This is a genomic window from Streptomyces sp. NPDC127197 (genome assembly GCF_042672405.1).
Taxonomy (GTDB): Bacteria; Actinomycetota; Actinomycetes; order Streptomycetales; family Streptomycetaceae; genus Streptomyces; species Streptomyces flavusporus.
This window is the reverse complement of record NZ_JBHXVG010000046.1, coordinates 36,773-52,703: the sequence shown is the minus strand read 5'-3', so window position 1 is coordinate 52,703 and position 15,931 is coordinate 36,773. Positions and strand designations below refer to the sequence as shown.

Below are 15,931 nucleotides of genomic sequence, written 5' to 3'. Positions count from 1 at the left end.
CAAGGGCACCCGATCCGGCGACGGACGACACCGCCCCCACCCGACCAGAGCGATCGCGTGGGGCATCGGACCGTCCAGGCCGGATGGGGCACCCCTGGGCGTGAGGGAGCCCGCCCCCGCATTCCCGGACCACGCACACGATGCGTGCCGCCGGACTGTGGAGCGAACGCGGGCAACCAGAACGCCCAACACCGTTCGGGGCGTTCGGCTGAGCATGAATCCTGGCAACAGGACTCACTCCCGCTCAGTCCATAGGAACGGTCAGCTCTGCTGTGGGGCGGCGCTCCTGATCACCGCGAAGCGGGCGCCGTACGGGTCGGTGAGCTTGGCGATGCGGCCGACGTCGGGCACGTCCGTCGCGGGCATCCGGACACTGCCGCCCAGTTCCTGGGCCGTGGCGACCGTGGCGTCCGTGTCGGTGACCTCCAGGTACGGCAGCCAGTAGGGGTCCGACCCCGCCTCCGTGGGATCGTCGGCCAGTGCAACCAGGCCGCCGAACATGGCATCCTCCCCCTCGCGGGCGGGGTTCACGCACGTGTACGAGCCGCCGGGGAAGCTGACGGACGAGGTCTCCCAGCCGAGCACCGCGTTGTAGAACCCGGCGGCGGCCGGGAGGTCCGGCGTGTAGAGCTCCAGCCAGCACAGCGAGCCGGGTTCGTTGAGTACGTCCACGCCCCCCAGCTGCCCCGGCTGCCAGATGCCGAACGGCGCCCCTTTCGAGTCCGCGAGGATCGCCATGTGGCCCTGGCCCATCACATCCATGGGCTCCACGAGCACGCTGCCGTGCGCCTGCTCGGCGGCCTTGGCCGTGGCCGCGGCGTCCGCGCTCTGGAAGTACACGGTCCAGGACGGCGGGCCCTGCTCCGCGGGGTTCTGCATCCCGCCGGCGACCGTCCTGCCGTCCAGCTGGAAGAAGCCGTAGCCGCCGGCCTCGGGGCCCGCCGACTGGAACTGCCAGCCGAAGAGACCGCCGTAGAAGGAAGTGGCGCCCTCGATGTCGGTCGTGCCGAGGTCGATCCAGTTGGGAGCGCCGTTGACATAACGGGTGGTGAGCATCCTCGCCCTCCTCATGAAAGGGGACCCGTTGCGTGCAGTGCCGAGTCTTGCACCGCCCACTGACAATCGCCGCGGGAACCACGCCGTGCCGTCACCACGGCGACGCAGGGCATCCGCCTCGTTTCCGCACCCCTCTGCGCGCCGCCGTGCGCCGGCTTGTCCGCACGGTCACCATCGAGGCGGCCGGCGGCCCTCGGACGCGGCGTTGATCCCGCGTTGATCGAACGTTTTTCGCCGCACGGAATGCTCGGGACCATGCACTTCCAGACGATCACCCCGGCCGCCACCGCCTGGCAGGCCCAGGCCCTGTGCGCACAGACCGGGGCCGAGTTCTTCTTTCCCGAGCCGGGCAGCTCGGTGCGTGAGGCGAAGCGCATCTGCGGCATGTGCGAGATGCGCTCCGCCTGTCTCGAGTACGCCCTCGCGAACGACGAGCGCTTCGGCGTGTGGGGCGGACTGTCCGAGAAGGAGCGGCTCCAGCTCCGGCGTACCCCGCACTGAGCAGCGGGTGATCCGGCCGGGCTCCGCCCGGTGTGCGGGGATCAGCCTCCGGCCCGGGCCGCCATCCGTGCCTTGCGTGCCGCCAGCTTCTCGTCGAACTTCAGGGCTTCCGCGTCCAGGCCGTTCATGAACAGGCCGAGCTCCTCCTGGGCCTTCAGGCCCTCGGGGCCGAGGCCGTCGATCTCCAGGACCTTCAGGAAGCGCAGCACCGGCTGGAGAACGTCGTCGTGGTGGATGCGCAGGTTGTAGACCTCGCCGATGGCCATCTGCGCGGCGGCCCGCTCGAAACCGGGGATGCCGTGGCCGGGCATGCGGAAGTCCACGACGACGTCCCGCACCGCCTGCATGGTCAGGTCGGGGGCGAGTTCGAAGGCCGCCTTGAGGAGGTTGCGGTAGAAGACCATGTGCAGGTTCTCGTCGGTCGCGATGCGCGCCAGCATGCGGTCGCAGACCGGGTCGCCGGACTGGTGGCCGGTGTTGCGGTGCGAGATACGGGTCGCGAGCTCCTGGAAGGCGACGTAGGCGATCGAGTGGAGCATCGAGTGCCGGTTGTCCGACTCGAAGCCCTCGCTCATGTGGGCCATGCGGAACTGCTCCAGCTTGTCCGGGTCCACCGCGCGCGAGGTGAGCAGGTAGTCGCGCATCACGATGCCGTGCCGGCCCTCCTCGGCGGTCCAGCGGTGCACCCAGGTGCCCCAGGCCCCGTCACGGCCGAAGAGCGTGGCGATCTCGTGGTGGTAGCTGGGCAGGTTGTCCTCGGTCAGCAGGTTCACCACGAGGGCGATACGGCCGATCTCGGTGACCTTGGACTGCTCCTTGTCCCAGGCCTCGCCGTCCTCGAAGAGGCCGGGGAAGTTGCGGCCGTCGGTCCACGGCACGTACTCGTGCGGCATCCAGTCCTTGGCGACCTTCAGATGCCGGTTGAGCTCCTTCTCGACCACTTCCTCCAGGGCGTGCAGCAGCCGGGCATCGGTCCAGACGGAGGGGCTGCCGAGGTGGGAAGAGGTGATCGTCACGGGTACTCCAGGGGGACGTGGAACCAAAAACCGGTGGAACCGGCGTGCGATGCCGGGAACCTACGCGATCGTAGGCTACGAATCCGTAGGTTACGAAGCCGTAGGTTAAGCGTGCCGTAAAGGAACCGCTGTTCAGGCGGTCTTCCGCAGGCTCCCGGACCGCAAAAAGCCCCGGGACGCGCTGGTCCCGGGGCTGGCCGGTGAGGGCGTCGTCCGATCAGGCGTACAGCTCCCGCAGTCGCACCGAGAGGCATGTCACACAGCCCTCGAGCTTCTCGAACTCGCTGATGTCCACGACGACCGGCGTGTACCCGAGGTCCTTGAACAGCTCGGCGGTCTTCGGGGCGCTGGCCGCCATGAGCAGCTTGTCGCCGCCGAGCAGCACCACATGGGAGCCGGACTCCTCCGGCACATGCAGAAAGCGCCCGAACAGCGACGGCGTGTCCATCAGCGGGATGTGCCCGATGACCGTGCCGTCGGGGAGCGCCGTGACCGCCGACTTCAGATGCAGCACCTTGCTCACGGGCACGGCGACCACCCGTGCCCCCAGCGGTTCGAAGGCGGCACGCAGCTGCTGGACGCCGACGGCGTTGGTACGGCCGCCGCGGCCCACGTAGACCGTGTCGCCGATCTTCAGCACGTCGCCGCCCTCCAGAGTGCCCGGCTCCCAGACCCAGTTCACCGAGCAGCCCAGGCGCGCCACGACCTCCTCGACGCCCGCGGTCTCGTCCCGGCGGGACTCGGCGCCGGGGCGCGCGATCAGAGCGACGTTCTTGTACATCACCACCGTGTCCTCGACGAACACGGAGTCGGGGCAGTCGTCGGCCGGGTCCACCTCGATGGTTTCCCAGCCGTGCGTGCGCAACGCCTCCACGTACGCCTCCCACTGCTCCGTCGCGCGGTCGACGTCCACGTCCATGCGTTCGACGTGGGTGACGAGTCCTTCGGCCAGGCGGGGGCTGGGGCGGCGGACGAGGGCCTTCTTGCTGGGCACGAGGAGGTCTCCGTATCGGGTGGAACGTTGTGGACTTGCGTGGCCGAAACCCGTCGGGGTGCCGGCGCCCATGATGCAGGGCCCATTCTGGGCGACGACAGCCCTCCGGCGAGGGGCGGGGGCGTACTGAGCGCGGGGCGTGACCGCCTGGCGGTCACGCCCCTGCACTCGCTCACGCACGCAGCCAGGCGGCCTTCGCGAAGTCCGGTGCGGTACTTCCGGCGGAGCGCTCAGGCGGGCAACCCGACAGCTTCCGGCGTGGTTTCCGTGAGTTCTCCGTCGAGCAGCAGCCACCGCGTGATGCCGATCGACTCCAGGAACGGCAGGTCGTGACTGGCCACGATCAGCGCCCCCTCGTACGACTCCAGGGCCGTGGTGAGCTGTCGTACGCTCGCCATGTCCAGGTTGTTCGTCGGCTCGTCCAGCATCAGCAGCTGCGGTGCCGGTTCCGCCAGCATCAGCGCGGCCAGTGTCGCCCGGAAGCGCTCGCCGCCGGACAGTGTCGCCGCCTGCTGGTCGGCGCGGGCACCCCGGAACAGGAAGCGGGCCAGCCGCGCCCGGATCCGGTTGTTGGTGGCGCCCGGCGCGAACCGGGCCACGTTCTCGGCGACGGTGAGCCCGCCGTCGAGGACGTCGAGGCGCTGCGGCAGGAACCGCAGCGGAACGTGTGCCGTCGCCTCGCCGGACACCGGATCCAGCTCCCCGGCGATGGTGCGCAGCAGCGTCGTCTTGCCCGCGCCGTTGCGCCCGATCAGCGCGATCCGCTCGGGACCGTACAGATCGAAGCCGCCCTCGACACGCGCGCCGTACACGAGCTCCAGGTCGCGCAGGGTGAGCACGGTCCGGCCCGCCGGCACCGCCGTGTACGGGAGGTCGACGCGGATCTCGTCGTCCTCCCGTACGGCCTCCACCGCCTCGTCGAGCCGTTCTCTGGCCTCGGCGAGCTTCTCCTCGTGCATGATGCGGTACTTGCCGGCCGACTCCTGGGCCGTGCGTTTGCGCATTCTCATGACCGCCCGAGGCTCGCGCGTGTTGTCGAACATCTTCTGCCCGTACCGCTTACGACGGGCCAACACGACCTGGGCGTCGGCCAGTTCACGCTTCTGCTTCCTGAAGTCGGCCTCGGCGACGCGCACCATGCGTTCGGCCGCCTCCTGCTCGATGGCGAGGGCCTCCTCGTACGCCGAGAAGTTCCCGCCGTACCAGGAGATCTCCCCGGAGCGCAGATCGGCGATCTGGTCGACCAGTTCGAGGAGTTCACGGTCGTGGCTGACCACGACCATCACCCCCGGCCAGGCCGCGACGGCCGCGTAGAGCCGTTTGCGTGCGTACAGATCGAGGTTGTTGGTGGGCTCGTCCAGCAGCAGTACGTCCGGTCGGCGCAGCAGCAGCGCGGCCAGCCGCAGCAGGACGGACTCGCCGCCGGAGACCTCTCCGATGGTGCGGTCCAACGCGACGTGTCCGAGGCCGAGTTCGCCGAGGGTGGCGAGGGTGCGCTCCTCGATGTCCCAGTCGTCGCCGACCGTCTCGAAGTGCTCCTCGGCCACATCACCCGCCTCGATGGCGTGCAGCGCGGCCCGCACGTCGGCGATGCCCAGCGCCTCGTCGACCCGCAGCGCGGTGTCGAGCGTGACGTTCTGCGGGAGGTAGCCGACCTCGCCCGCGACGTGTACCGCGCCGTCGGCCGGGGTGAGCTCCCCGGAGATCAGCTTCAACAGGGTTGATTTTCCTGATCCGTTGACACCGACGAGCCCGGTCCGGCCGGCGCCGAAGGAGACGTCGAGGCCCTCGAAGACGGGGGTGCCGTCGGACCAGGCGAAGGTGAGGGAGGTGCAGGTGAGGGAAGTATGCATACGGGCCTCGCGGTTGCTTGATGTGGTCAGGGCAACGCGTATCGAGACACCGGAAGGCGGCGACCATCGCGGGGCCGTGGAGAGCCCAAGGGAAGAGGGGGCATGAGAAAGGCCCTGCTCCGCAAGGACGGCTCGAACGCCGAGGTCGCACGCAGCGCACACACCTGTGTGTGTGACGCGGTGTCTCAGGACCTCAGACGAGCAACGTCCTTCTCCAATCGACGGCAACAGAACCGCTGTAAACCGTACGAGGAGGGCTCACGGCTGTCAACGGAATAACGCGTGGGCCAAGGTGCCCCGGCTCGATGTCGGATTCCTGCCAGCCCGGATCCCGGTCCGCTGGTTGAGTGGGCCGCATGACCAACGAGAACCCGCTCCGCGACCGCGCCCTGACCTTCCGCTCCCTGCATGTCCCGGGCCGTCCGCTCGTCCTGCCGAACGCCTGGGACACCGCCAGCGCCCGCATCGTCGAGGACGCCGGCGCCGCGCGCGAGGCCGCGGACGGGGCGGGCGTGCCGTTGTTCGTGAACGCCCGGGTCGACACGTTCCTCAGGGGTGCCGGGGGAGTGGAACACACCCTGGAGCGGGCCGCCGCCTACCTCGCCGCGGGTGCGGACGGCATCTTCGTCCCCGGGGCCGTCGATCCGGGGACCGTGAAGCTGCTCGCCGACGGTGTCGACGGTCCGCTGAACGTGATGGCCGGTCCCGGCGCACCGCCGGTGACCGAACTGGCCGCGTTCGGGGTCGCGCGCGTGAGCGTGGGGGCCGGCCTGGCCCAGGCCGCGCGCGCCGTCGTCCGCCGCGCCGCGCGGGAGCTGCTGGACGCGGGGACGTACGAGTCGCTGGCCGGCGGTCTGGACTACGGCGAGCTCAACTCGCTGCTCGGCCGCAGCCGTTAGCCGGACTGTTCAGCAGGCGTCCCGCATCAGCTCCGCGAGATCGTGGTCCAGGTCCAGGTACGCGTGCTCCAGGCCCTCGGGCACCAGAACGCGCGTCGCCTGCAGGAACCGGCGCAGCTCGCCCGAGCGGACGTGGACGACGGCGATGCCCTCGGCGGCGTGGAACTCCAGCACGGTGCGGTCGTAGCCGTACGGCCGTACGCGTACGTCGCCGTGGCCCTCGGGGTCGTGGAGGCCGGCCGCGAGCAGCTCGCGGGAGAAGGTCCAGCAGACCTCCTCGCCCTCCAGCGTGGCCTGGGCCGGGAAGGCCATACGGATGGCGAACGGATCGCTGGTGTCGTAGCACAGCGTCGCGGGGATGCTCGGCATCCGCGGCGCGGCGGCGACGAGGCGGGCCTCGACGGCCTGCTCGATGACGGTGGACAACGCCTTGCTCCCTTGTGACGGCGGAACGGACTTCCGGGGATGAGGCCGGGCACTGGGTGAGACGACGGAATCGGCGCCTCCGTGCACACCGGTACGGAGTGACGTCCGTCACCGTGCCCCGTCGCGTGCGGGGCGACGGGGCCGGTTCCCGGCCCTCTGGACGGCGCCGGGGCGGTGGACTAGCTTCGCCCGCCATGAGGCGCTTGGGGAGCACGCGGCGGACGGCACGGGGGACACGGGCGGGACGTACGGGCCGGGCGGTGGTCGCGGGCCTGGTGTGCGGGGCGGCGCTGGCCGCCCTGACGGCCGTACCGGCACTGGCGCACGAGCCGGAACACCGGGCGCCGCACTGGGAACTCAAGGACAGCGGAACCCCGGACGTGCGCTTCCGGGGTCTGGCGGCCGTCAGCCGGAAGGTCGCCTGGGTGTCCGGGACCGGCGGGACCGTCCTGCGCACGACGGACGGCGGGGCGAGCTGGCGGAACGTCTCGCCGGACGGCGCCGGCGATCTGCAGTTCCGGGACATCGAGGCGTTCGACGCGCGGCGCGCCGTGGTGCTGGCCATCGGTGAGGGCGAGGCCTCCCGCGTGTACCGCACCGACGACGGAGGGCTGACCTGGACGGAGTCCTTCCGCAACACCGACGCGCGGGCCTTCTACGACTGCATGACCTTCTTCGACAGCCGCCACGGCCTCGCGATGAGCGACCCCGTGGACGGCAGGTTCCGGATCCTGTCCACGAGCGACGGCGGACGCTCCTGGACGGTGCTGCCCGATGCAGGGATGCCGCCCGCCCTGACGGGTGAGGCCGGGTTCGCCGCGAGCGGGCAGTGTCTGGTCTCCGCAGGGTCGCGGGACGTCTGGCTGGCCACCGGAGGGGGTGCACGCGCGCGCGTGCTGCACTCCGCCGACCGCGGGCTGACCTGGACGGCCACCGACATGCCGCTCCCGGCGGGCGACCCGGCCCGCGGGGTCTTCGCGCTCGCCTTCCGGGACCGTACGCACGGCCTGGCGGTGGGCGGCGACTACCGTCCCGACCAGACGTCTCCGCAGGCCGCGGCACACTCCTCAGACGGCGGCCGCACCTGGCGTCCCGCCGCTGCACCCCCGCCCGCCTACCGCTCCGGCGTCGCGTGGCTCCCGCACAGCCGCACGGCCGCCCTCGCGGTCGGCCCGACGGGGACGGACCTGACGACGGACGGCGGCCGCACCTGGCGCACGGTCGACCCGGGCTCGTACGACACCGTGGACTGCACGGCCGACCTGGGCTGCTGGGCCGCCGGGGAGCGGGGCCGCGTCGCCCGTCTGGAGAGCTGACCGCGCCGCGTGTGCCGCATGCGCCCGGGATGGGGGTACTCGTTTCGCACGACGCGAGAGGAGTGAGCGGACATGCCACGCGGTTCGAGCTCCAAGCGGGAACGCCAGTACGAGCACATCAAGGAGAGTGCGCAGGACCGGGGAGAGAGCACGGAACGCGCCAAGGAGATCGCGGCGCGGACGGTGAACAAGGAACGTGGCCGGTCCGGCGAGTCGAAGACCGCGAGCCGCACCTCGACCCAGGACATGTCGTCCGGCAAGCGGGGCGGTCAGCGGTCCGGCAAGGGGTCTGAGGGCCCCACCTACGACCAGCTGTACGAGGAGGCCAAGCAGCGCAACATCCATGGCCGTTCGGACATGAACAAGCAGCAGCTGAAGCGCGCCCTCGGCAAGTGACCGGCCCGGTATCCGGTCGTCGGCCGTCTTCCCCGTACTCTCGTCCCCACCATGACGACCGTACGCATTCCGGCGGGCTGGCCCGCGACCGAGGAACAGGCCCGCGTGGTCCAGGACGAGTTGCGCGAGCGGGTGGTGCTGGACGAGCCGGGGCCGCCGCCGGGAACGGGTCATGTGACCGGCGTCGACGTCGCCTACGACGACGAGCGGGACACGGTGGCGGCCGCGGCCGTCGTCCTGGACGCGGCCACCCTCGCGGTCGTCGCCGAGGGCACGGCCGTCGGGCGGATCTCCTTCCCGTACGTGCCCGGCCTGCTCGCCTTCCGTGAGATCCCCACCGTCCTGGCGGCCCTCGAGGCCCTGCCCTGCCCGCCCGGCCTGGTGGTCTGCGACGGCTACGGACGGGCCCACCCGCGCCGCTTCGGCCTGGCCAGCCACCTCGGCGTCCTGACCGGCCTGCCCACGATCGGCGTCGCCAAGAACCCGTTCACCTTCACCTACGACGACCCGGAGTCCCGGCGTGGATCGTCGGCCCCGCTGCTGGCGGGCAGGGAGGAGGTCGGCTGCGCCCTGCGCACCCGGGACGGCGTCAAGCCGGTCTTCGTGTCCGTCGGCCACCGCGTCGACCTGGACACCGCCTGCGCGCATGTGCTGCGGCTGACCCCGCGTTACCGGCTGCCGGAGTCGACCCGTCGCGCGGACTCCCTGTGCCGGCGGGCACTGCGAGAGGCCGTCGCCGGCTGAACGGCCACCTACTCACTCCCGCCTGAGTACGAGTACGGATATCCGGTGCGCCGGCATGATCGGCAGGCTGTGCCGTATGACGACGCACCGTGCCCCCAAGCCCCTCGCCCACCCCAGCCGGCCCGTCGAGCGGGCCGTGACGCTCGCGCTGCTGCTGGCCGTCCTCGCCGGGCTCGCCTGGATCGGCGGGATGATCTACACGCTGGCCGAGTGGTCGTTCTAGGAGTGGCCCGGCAGGACGGGGTCACCGGCTGGCGACCACCCGGAACGTGATCCCCACCGCGCGCAGCCGCTCGGTCAGCGCGTCGCCCATCGCCACCGCCGTGGTGACCTGACCGGCCGTCGGCGGCAGGTCGTCGAAGGCCAGGGACAGCGCCGACTCGGCGAACATCTTCGCCGTCTCCCCGTACCCGGGATCACCACCCGCGACCTCGGTGAACACCCGCCGGCCGCCGCCCTCGCCGACGAAGCGCACGGAGAACCAGCTCTTCGCCCGCCTCTCGGCGCTCGGCCCTTCCCCGGGCTTCAGCCGGTCGGACAACCAGCGCCTGGCGGAGGGCAGCTGGGCGGCCGCGGCGAGCGCGCCGACGGCCGCCACGCCGCCGACGGCGACGGGCAGATGCCGTACGGCCGCGTAGTGCCGGTAGCGGAAGTCGGGGCCGTACCGGTCCAGCGACCGCGCCGAACGGCGCACGATCTGCGGGTCGATGGTCGGCAGCGGCAGCGCCCAGGCGCCCACCTCCGGGGCGAACCGCGGAGCACCCGTCGGCGTGGCCGCCCGCCGCCCCATCAGCCGCGGCTCGTGGCGCCGGCGGTCCCGTGCTGCGGCCGTCATCTGCCGGGCCCGTGAGAACTGGTTCAGCGCGGAGGCGAACGTGCCGCCCGAGAAGGCCGCATCGGCGGTCACGAACCCGTCCACCGTCAGCGGTACGCCCTGCGGCAGCTGCCGGACCGTGAAGTACACGCCCAGGTCGTGCGGCACCGAGTCAAAACCGCAGGCGTGCACCAGCCGGGCACCCGTCTCACGCGCGCGTGCGTCATGGCGGACGTACGTCAGATCGACGAACTCGGGCTCGCCCGACAGGTCGAGATAGTCGGCGCCGGTGTCCGCGCAGGCCGCGACGAGTTCCTCGCCGTACGTCACATAGGGACCCACCGTGGTGGCCACCACGCGCGCGTGCTCGGCGAGCCGGCGCAGCGAGGCCGGTTCGGACACATCGGCCCGCAGCACCCCGATCTCCGCGCCGCCCGGTGCCTGTTCCCGCAGCCGCTCCCGCAGCCGGGCCAGCTTCAGTTCGCTGCGGCCGGCGAGCGCCCAGCGCAGGTCCTTCGGCGCATGGGCGGCGAGATACTCCGCCGTGAGTGTCCCGACGAAGCCCGTGGCTCCGAAGAGCACGATGTCGTACGGACGATCCGTCCTGTTCAGCCTGCTCATGACACCTCTCGCTCCTCAGCCCGCGCCGCTGTCGGTGGCTGAGGCTAGCGTGAGGGGTGCGCAGCCCGACGACGAGGCCGGAGGTGGACGGTGGCCGTACCCGCGAACGCCCTGAAGAAGTGGGAGAAAGTGCGCGAGTTCGCGCTCGGGCTGCCCGGTGCGGGGGAGGAGTTCCCGTGGGGTGAGAGTGTCGCCAAGGTCAACAAGAAGGTGTTCGTCTTCCTCGGCGTGGACGACGGCAGCTACCCCCTGGGCCTCACGGTCAAGCTCAAGGACGAGACGAGCCACGCCCACGCCCTCACGTCTCCCGGCGCCGAACTCGCGGGGTACGGCCTGGGCAGGTCCGGCTGGGTGCGCATCCCCCTGGAGCCGAAGGGCGCCCCCGGCGCGGAACTGCTCTGCGACTGGGTGGAGGAGAGCTACCGCGCCATCGCACCCAAGCGCCTGATAGCGGAGCTGGACGGACACTGACGGCGTCGGCGCTCACCAGCTCCGCAGCGCGTGGCTAAGCGCTTGCTCGCCCCAGGCCTTGTGTCCACTGAAACGTGTTCTTACCATCACCGGTGTTACATCAGTTGTGTCACAGCACAGGGGGCTGGATGACCACGGCAAAGACGCCACCGCACGGCCCGCTCACCGGCGTACGCGTGGTCGAGCTGGCCGGTATCGGCCCAGGCCCCTTCGCCGCCATGCTTCTCGCGGACCTCGGCGCCGACGTCGTCCGCGTCGACCGCCCGGGTGGCGCCGGACTCGCCGTCGACCCCGTCCACGACATCACCAACCGCAACAAACGCTCGGTGATCGTCGACCTCAAGTCACCGGACGGCCCGGCCCGCGTCCTGGACCTGGCAGCCCGCGCCGACATCCTGATCGAGGGCTACCGTCCCGGCGTCGCCGAGCGCCTCGGCGTCGGCCCCGAGGCCTGCCACGCCCGCAACCCGGCGCTCGTCTACGGCCGCATGACCGGCTGGGGCCAGGACGGCCCCCTCGCCCCCCGCGCCGGCCACGACATCGCCTACATCGCGCTCACCGGCACCCTCGGCATGATCGGCCGCCCCGACGAACCCCCGGCCGTCCCCGCCAACCTGGTCGGCGACTACGCGGGCGGTTCCCTCTACCTCGTCGTCGGCGTCCTCGCCGCCCTCCACCACGCCCGCGCCACCGGAACCGGCCAGGTCGTCGACGCCGCCATCGTGGACGGCGCCTCGCATCTCGCCGCGATGATCCACGGCATGCTCGCCGCCGGCGGGTGGCAGGACCGGCGCGGCGCCAACCTCCTCGACGGCGGCTGCCCCTTCTACGGCACGTACGAGACGGCCGACGGCCAGTACATGGCGGTCGGCGCCCTGGAGCAGCAGTTCTACGACGAGTTCGTGCACCTGCTGGGCATCGCGGACCAGGCCCCGGCCCGCAAGGACGTCTCCCGCTGGGCCGAGCTGCGCGAGACGGTCGCCGCCCGCTTCAAGACCCGTACCAGGCAGGAGTGGACGGCCGTCTTCGAGGGCTCCGACGCGTGCGTGGCCCCCGTCCTGTCGCTGCGCGAGGCACCGCACCATCCGCACCTCGCCGCCCGCGGCACCTTCACCGACCACGACGGCATCACCCAGCCCGCCCCCGCGCCCCGGTTCTCCGCCACCCCGACCGCCGTCCGCAGCGGACCCGCACAGCCGGGCGCCGACACCGCGGAGGTGGCCCGCGACTGGGACGTACCCGGACTGACGGAGCCCGGCACCTGACCCGGCGTCCGCTGCCCGCAGCCCCCGCAGACCCCGCCACCTCGACAAACCCTCATCGAAAGGCCTCCCCAGTGACCACCGAAGCGTACGTGTACGACGCGATCCGCACCCCGCGCGGACGCGGCAAGGCGAACGGCGCCCTGCACGGCACCAAGCCCATCGACCTGGTCGTCGGGCTCATCCACGAGCTCCGCGACCGCTTCCCGAGCCTCGACCCCGCCGCCATCGACGACATCGTGCTCGGCGTCGTCGGCCCGGTCGGCGACCAGGGCTCCGACATCGCCCGGATCGCCGCCGTCGCCGCCGGGCTGCCCGACACGGTGGCCGGCGTGCAGGAGAACCGCTTCTGCGCCTCCGGTCTGGAGGCCGTCAACCTGGCCGCCGCCAAGGTGCGTTCGGGCTGGGAGGACCTGGTCCTCGCGGGCGGCGTCGAGTCCATGTCCCGGGTGCCGATGGCCTCCGACGGCGGCGCCTGGTTCAACGACCCGATGACCAACCTCGCCGTCAACTTCGTGCCGCAGGGCATCGGCGCCGACCTGATCGCCACCATCGAGGGCTTCTCCCGCAGGGACGTCGACGAGTACGCGGCCCTCTCGCAGGAGCGGGCGGCCACCGCGTGGAAGGACGGCCGCTTCGAGCGCTCGCTCGTGCCCGTGAAGGACCGCAACGGCCTGGTCGTCCTCGACCACGACGAGCATGTGCGCCCCGGCACCACCGCCGACTCGCTGGCCAAGCTGAAGCCGTCGTTCGCCGACATCGGCGACCTGGGCGGCTTCGACGCCGTGGCCCTGCAGAAGTACCACTGGGTGGAGAAGATCGACCACGTCCACCACGCGGGCAACTCCTCCGGCATCGTGGACGGCGCCGCCCTCGTCGCGATCGGCTCCAAGGAGGTCGGCGAGCGCTACGGCCTCACCCCGCGCGCGCGGATCGTGTCCGCCGCAGTGTCCGGCTCCGAGCCCACCATCATGCTCACCGGACCCGCGCCCGCCACCCGCAAGGCGCTCGCCAAGGCCGGGCTGACCATCGACGACATCGACCTCGTCGAGATCAACGAGGCCTTCGCCGCCGTCGTCCTGCGCTTCGTCCGGGAGATGGGCCTGTCGCTGGACAAGGTCAACGTCAACGGCGGCGCCATCGCCCTCGGCCACCCGCTCGGCGCCACCGGCGCGATGATCCTCGGCACCCTCGTCGACGAACTGGAGCGCCAGGACAAGCGGTACGGCCTCGCCACCCTGTGCGTCGGCGGCGGCATGGGCATCGCCACGATCGTCGAACGCATCTGACCCCCAGCGGCAACGAGAGACTTCTACGGAGACCCGTCATGACCGAGAGCACCACCATCCGCTGGGAACAGGACGACACCGGTGTCGTCACCCTCGTCCTCGACGACCCCGCCCAGTCCGCGAACACCATGAACCAGGCGTTCCGGGACTCGCTCGCAGCGATCACCGACCGTCTGGAGGCCGAGCAGGACTCCGTCCGCGGCATCATCTTCACCTCCGCCAAGAAGACCTTCTTCGCCGGCGGCGACCTGCGCGATCTGATCCGGGTCACGCCCGAGACCGCGCAGGAACTGTTCGAAGGCGGCCTCGCGATCAAGCGCGACCTGCGCCGCATCGAGACGCTCGGCAAGCCGGTCGTCGCCGCGATCAACGGCGCGGCCCTGGGCGGCGGTTACGAGCTCGCCCTGGCCTGCCACCACCGTGTCGCCCTCGACGCGCCCGGCTCCAAGATCGGCTGCCCCGAGGTCACCCTCGGCCTGCTGCCCGGAGGCGGCGGCGTGGTCCGTACGGTGCGCCTGCTGGGCATCGCGGACGCCCTCCTCAAGGTCCTCCTCCAGGGCACCCAGTACAGCCCGCGGCGCGCCCTGGAGAACGGCCTGATCCACGAAGTGGCCGACACACAGGAGGAGCTGCTCGCCAAGGCCCGCGCCTTCATCGACGCCAACCCGGAGTCCCGGCAGCCGTGGGACAGGCCCGGCTACCGCATCCCCGGCGGCACCCCCGCCAACCCCAAGTTCGCGGCGAACCTGCCCGCCTTCCCGGCCAACCTGCGCAAGCAGACGGGCGGCGCGCCCTACCCGGCGGCGCGGGGCATCCTCGCCGCCGCCGTCGAGGGGTCCCAGGTCGACTTCGAGACCGCCCAGGTCATCGAGGCCCGCTACTTCGTGGAGCTGGCGGCCGGTCAGACGTCGAAGAACATGATCCAGGCCTTCTTCTTCGACCTCCAGGCCGTCAACTCCGGCGCCAACCGCCCGAAGGGCATCGAGCCCCGCCAGGTCCGCAAGGTGGCCGTCCTGGGCGCCGGGATGATGGGCGCCGGCATCGCCTACTCGTGCGCCCGCGCGGGCATCGACGTCGTCCTGAAGGACGTCTCCCCGGAGGCGGCCCTCAAGGGCAAGGCCTACTCCGAGAAGCTCTGCGCCAAGGCCGTCTCCCGGGGTCGTACGACCCAGGAGAAGGCGGACGCGCTGCTGGCCCGCATCACGCCCACCGCCGAGGTCCAGGACCTCGCGGGCTGCGACGCGGTCATCGAGGCCGTCTTCGAGGACACGGCGCTCAAGCACAAGGTGTTCCAGGAGATCGAGCAGGTCGTCGCGCCGGACGCGCTGCTGTGCTCCAACACCTCGACGCTCCCGATCACCGCGCTCGCCGAGGGCGTGCAGCGCCAGTCCGACTTCATCGGACTGCACTTCTTCTCGCCGGTCGACAAGATGCCCCTCGTCGAGATCATCAAGGGCGAGCGGACCGGTGACGAGGCCCTGGCCCGCGCCTTCGACCTGGTCCGGCAGATCAAGAAGACGCCGATCGTCGTCAACGACTCGCGCGGCTTCTTCACCTCCCGGGTGATCGGCCACTTCATCAATGAGGGCGTGGCGATGGTCGGCGAGGGCATCGAGCCCGCGTCCGTCGAGCAGGCGGCGGCCCAGGCCGGTTACCCGGCCAAGGTGCTGTCCCTGATGGACGAGCTGACGCTCACCCTCCCGCGCAAGATCCGCAAGGAGACCAGGCGGGCGGTGGAGGAGGCGGGCGGCACCTGGACCGCGCACCCGGCGGAGGCCGTCATCGACCGGATGGTCGACGAGTTCGGCCGCACCGGGCGCAGTGGCGGCGCCGGCTTCTACGAGTACGGGGAGGACGGCAAGCGCACGGGCCTGTGGCCGGGCCTGCGGGAGCACTTCACGCGTGAGGGCGCCGAGATCCCGTTCGAGGACATGCAGGAGCGCATGCTCTTCTCGGAGGCGCTGGACACCGTCCGGCTCCTGGAGGAGGGGGTGCTGACCTCCGTCGCCGACGCCAACATCGGCTCGATCCTCGGCATCGGGTTCCCCGGCTGGACCGGTGGCGTCCTGCAGTACATCAACGGCTACGAAGGAGGCCTGCCCGGCTTCGTGGCACGCGCGCGTGAGCTCGCCGACCGCTACGGAGAGCGGTTCACCCCGCCGGCGCTGCTGGTGGAGAAGGCGGAGAAGGGGGAGACGTTCACGGACGCGCGCTGACGCGCCCGGGGCGAGCGGGACCGGCGTATCGCTCGGCGACACGCCGGTCCTGGTCCC

Annotated in this window: 16 protein-coding genes and 1 pseudogene; 11 read left to right on the top strand and 6 right to left on the bottom strand. The window is 71.4% G+C overall.

All coding sequences use genetic code 11. The annotated features are described in order from the left end of the window. A pseudogene (locus tag ACFVJQ_RS39195) lies at positions 1 to 255 on the top strand (IS200/IS605 family accessory protein TnpB-related protein); the annotation flags it as partial. Positions 256 to 261: 6 nt separating this feature from the next. On the opposite strand, the gene ACFVJQ_RS39190 reads toward ACFVJQ_RS39195, so the two are convergent. Continuing rightward, on the bottom strand, positions 262 to 1,056 hold the full coding sequence (locus ACFVJQ_RS39190) for a VOC family protein (RefSeq protein ID WP_385790554.1): 795 nt from the start codon (positions 1,054 to 1,056) through the stop codon (positions 262 to 264). Between the two features lie 255 nt (positions 1,057 to 1,311). Here ACFVJQ_RS39190 and ACFVJQ_RS39185 point away from each other — a divergent pair, with 255 nt between their 5' ends. Next, a complete protein-coding gene (locus tag ACFVJQ_RS39185) occupies positions 1,312 to 1,557 on the top strand; it encodes a WhiB family transcriptional regulator (protein WP_385510037.1) in 246 nt (81 codons plus the stop codon). A 41-nt stretch (positions 1,558 to 1,598) separates the two neighbouring features. Here ACFVJQ_RS39185 and ACFVJQ_RS39180 read toward each other — a convergent pair whose 3' ends face one another. The 3 genes from ACFVJQ_RS39180 to ACFVJQ_RS39170 form a co-directional block, all read right to left on the bottom strand. After that, on the bottom strand, positions 1,599 to 2,573 hold the full coding sequence (locus ACFVJQ_RS39180) for an acyl-ACP desaturase (protein ID WP_385510038.1): 975 nt from the start codon (positions 2,571 to 2,573) through the stop codon (positions 1,599 to 1,601). 217 nt (positions 2,574 to 2,790) lie between these two features. Next, positions 2,791 to 3,567, bottom strand: a complete 777-nt coding sequence (ddaH, locus tag ACFVJQ_RS39175) for a dimethylargininase (protein ID WP_129802393.1) — start codon at positions 3,565 to 3,567, stop codon at positions 2,791 to 2,793. A gap of 230 nt (positions 3,568 to 3,797) precedes the next feature. Continuing rightward, a complete protein-coding gene (locus tag ACFVJQ_RS39170) occupies positions 3,798 to 5,420 on the bottom strand; it encodes an ABC-F family ATP-binding cassette domain-containing protein (RefSeq protein WP_385510039.1) in 1,623 nt (540 codons plus the stop codon). A 356-nt stretch (positions 5,421 to 5,776) separates the two neighbouring features. Here ACFVJQ_RS39170 and ACFVJQ_RS39165 point away from each other — a divergent pair, with 356 nt between their 5' ends. After that, positions 5,777 to 6,319, top strand: coding sequence for an isocitrate lyase/phosphoenolpyruvate mutase family protein (locus ACFVJQ_RS39165; protein ID WP_385510040.1), 543 nt, complete (start codon positions 5,777 to 5,779; stop codon positions 6,317 to 6,319). A 9-nt stretch (positions 6,320 to 6,328) separates the two neighbouring features. Here the strand turns inward: ACFVJQ_RS39165 and ACFVJQ_RS39160 are convergent, their stop codons facing one another. Next, entirely contained in the window at positions 6,329 to 6,745 is a 417-nt protein-coding gene (locus ACFVJQ_RS39160) for an SsgA family sporulation/cell division regulator (protein ID WP_385510041.1), read from the bottom strand. 194 nt (positions 6,746 to 6,939) lie between these two features. Between ACFVJQ_RS39160 and ACFVJQ_RS39155 the strand changes: the two genes are divergently transcribed. The 4 genes from ACFVJQ_RS39155 to mmpA all read left to right on the top strand — a co-directional run bounded on the left by ACFVJQ_RS39155 (position 6,940) and on the right by mmpA (position 9,424). Further along, the gene (locus ACFVJQ_RS39155; RefSeq protein WP_385790550.1) at positions 6,940 to 8,061 is read left to right on the top strand and encodes a WD40/YVTN/BNR-like repeat-containing protein; all 1,122 of its coding nucleotides are present in this window, start codon (positions 6,940 to 6,942) and stop codon (positions 8,059 to 8,061) included. A gap of 72 nt (positions 8,062 to 8,133) precedes the next feature. Next, entirely contained in the window at positions 8,134 to 8,457 is a 324-nt protein-coding gene (locus tag ACFVJQ_RS39150) for a plasmid stabilization protein (protein ID WP_385510044.1), read from the top strand. 51 nt (positions 8,458 to 8,508) lie between these two features. Then, the gene (locus ACFVJQ_RS39145) at positions 8,509 to 9,201 is read left to right on the top strand and encodes an endonuclease V (protein WP_385790548.1); all 693 of its coding nucleotides are present in this window, start codon (positions 8,509 to 8,511) and stop codon (positions 9,199 to 9,201) included. 76 nt (positions 9,202 to 9,277) lie between these two features. Beyond that, complete coding sequence (mmpA, locus tag ACFVJQ_RS39140) at positions 9,278 to 9,424, top strand: morphogenic membrane protein MmpA (protein ID WP_224738197.1); 147 nt, start codon at positions 9,278 to 9,280, stop codon at positions 9,422 to 9,424. 21 nt (positions 9,425 to 9,445) lie between these two features. Here mmpA and ACFVJQ_RS39135 read toward each other — a convergent pair whose 3' ends face one another. After that, entirely contained in the window at positions 9,446 to 10,636 is a 1,191-nt protein-coding gene (locus ACFVJQ_RS39135) for a saccharopine dehydrogenase family protein (protein WP_385790546.1), read from the bottom strand. A gap of 90 nt (positions 10,637 to 10,726) precedes the next feature. Between ACFVJQ_RS39135 and ACFVJQ_RS39130 the strand changes: the two genes are divergently transcribed. The 4 genes from ACFVJQ_RS39130 (at position 10,727) to ACFVJQ_RS39115 (ending at position 15,874) form a co-directional block, all read left to right on the top strand. Beyond that, on the top strand, positions 10,727 to 11,107 hold the full coding sequence (locus ACFVJQ_RS39130) for an MmcQ/YjbR family DNA-binding protein (protein WP_385510048.1): 381 nt from the start codon (positions 10,727 to 10,729) through the stop codon (positions 11,105 to 11,107). A 128-nt stretch (positions 11,108 to 11,235) separates the two neighbouring features. Next, positions 11,236 to 12,372 carry a CaiB/BaiF CoA transferase family protein gene (locus ACFVJQ_RS39125; RefSeq protein ID WP_385790543.1) on the top strand — a complete coding sequence of 379 codons (1,137 nt, stop codon included), beginning with the start codon at positions 11,236 to 11,238 and terminating at the stop codon, positions 12,370 to 12,372. A 71-nt stretch (positions 12,373 to 12,443) separates the two neighbouring features. Then, complete coding sequence (locus ACFVJQ_RS39120; RefSeq protein WP_385790541.1) at positions 12,444 to 13,658, top strand: acetyl-CoA C-acetyltransferase; 1,215 nt, start codon at positions 12,444 to 12,446, stop codon at positions 13,656 to 13,658. A gap of 38 nt (positions 13,659 to 13,696) precedes the next feature. After that, positions 13,697 to 15,874, top strand: coding sequence for a 3-hydroxyacyl-CoA dehydrogenase NAD-binding domain-containing protein (locus ACFVJQ_RS39115; protein WP_385790539.1), 2,178 nt, complete (start codon positions 13,697 to 13,699; stop codon positions 15,872 to 15,874). Positions 15,875 to 15,931 lie beyond the last annotated feature (57 nt).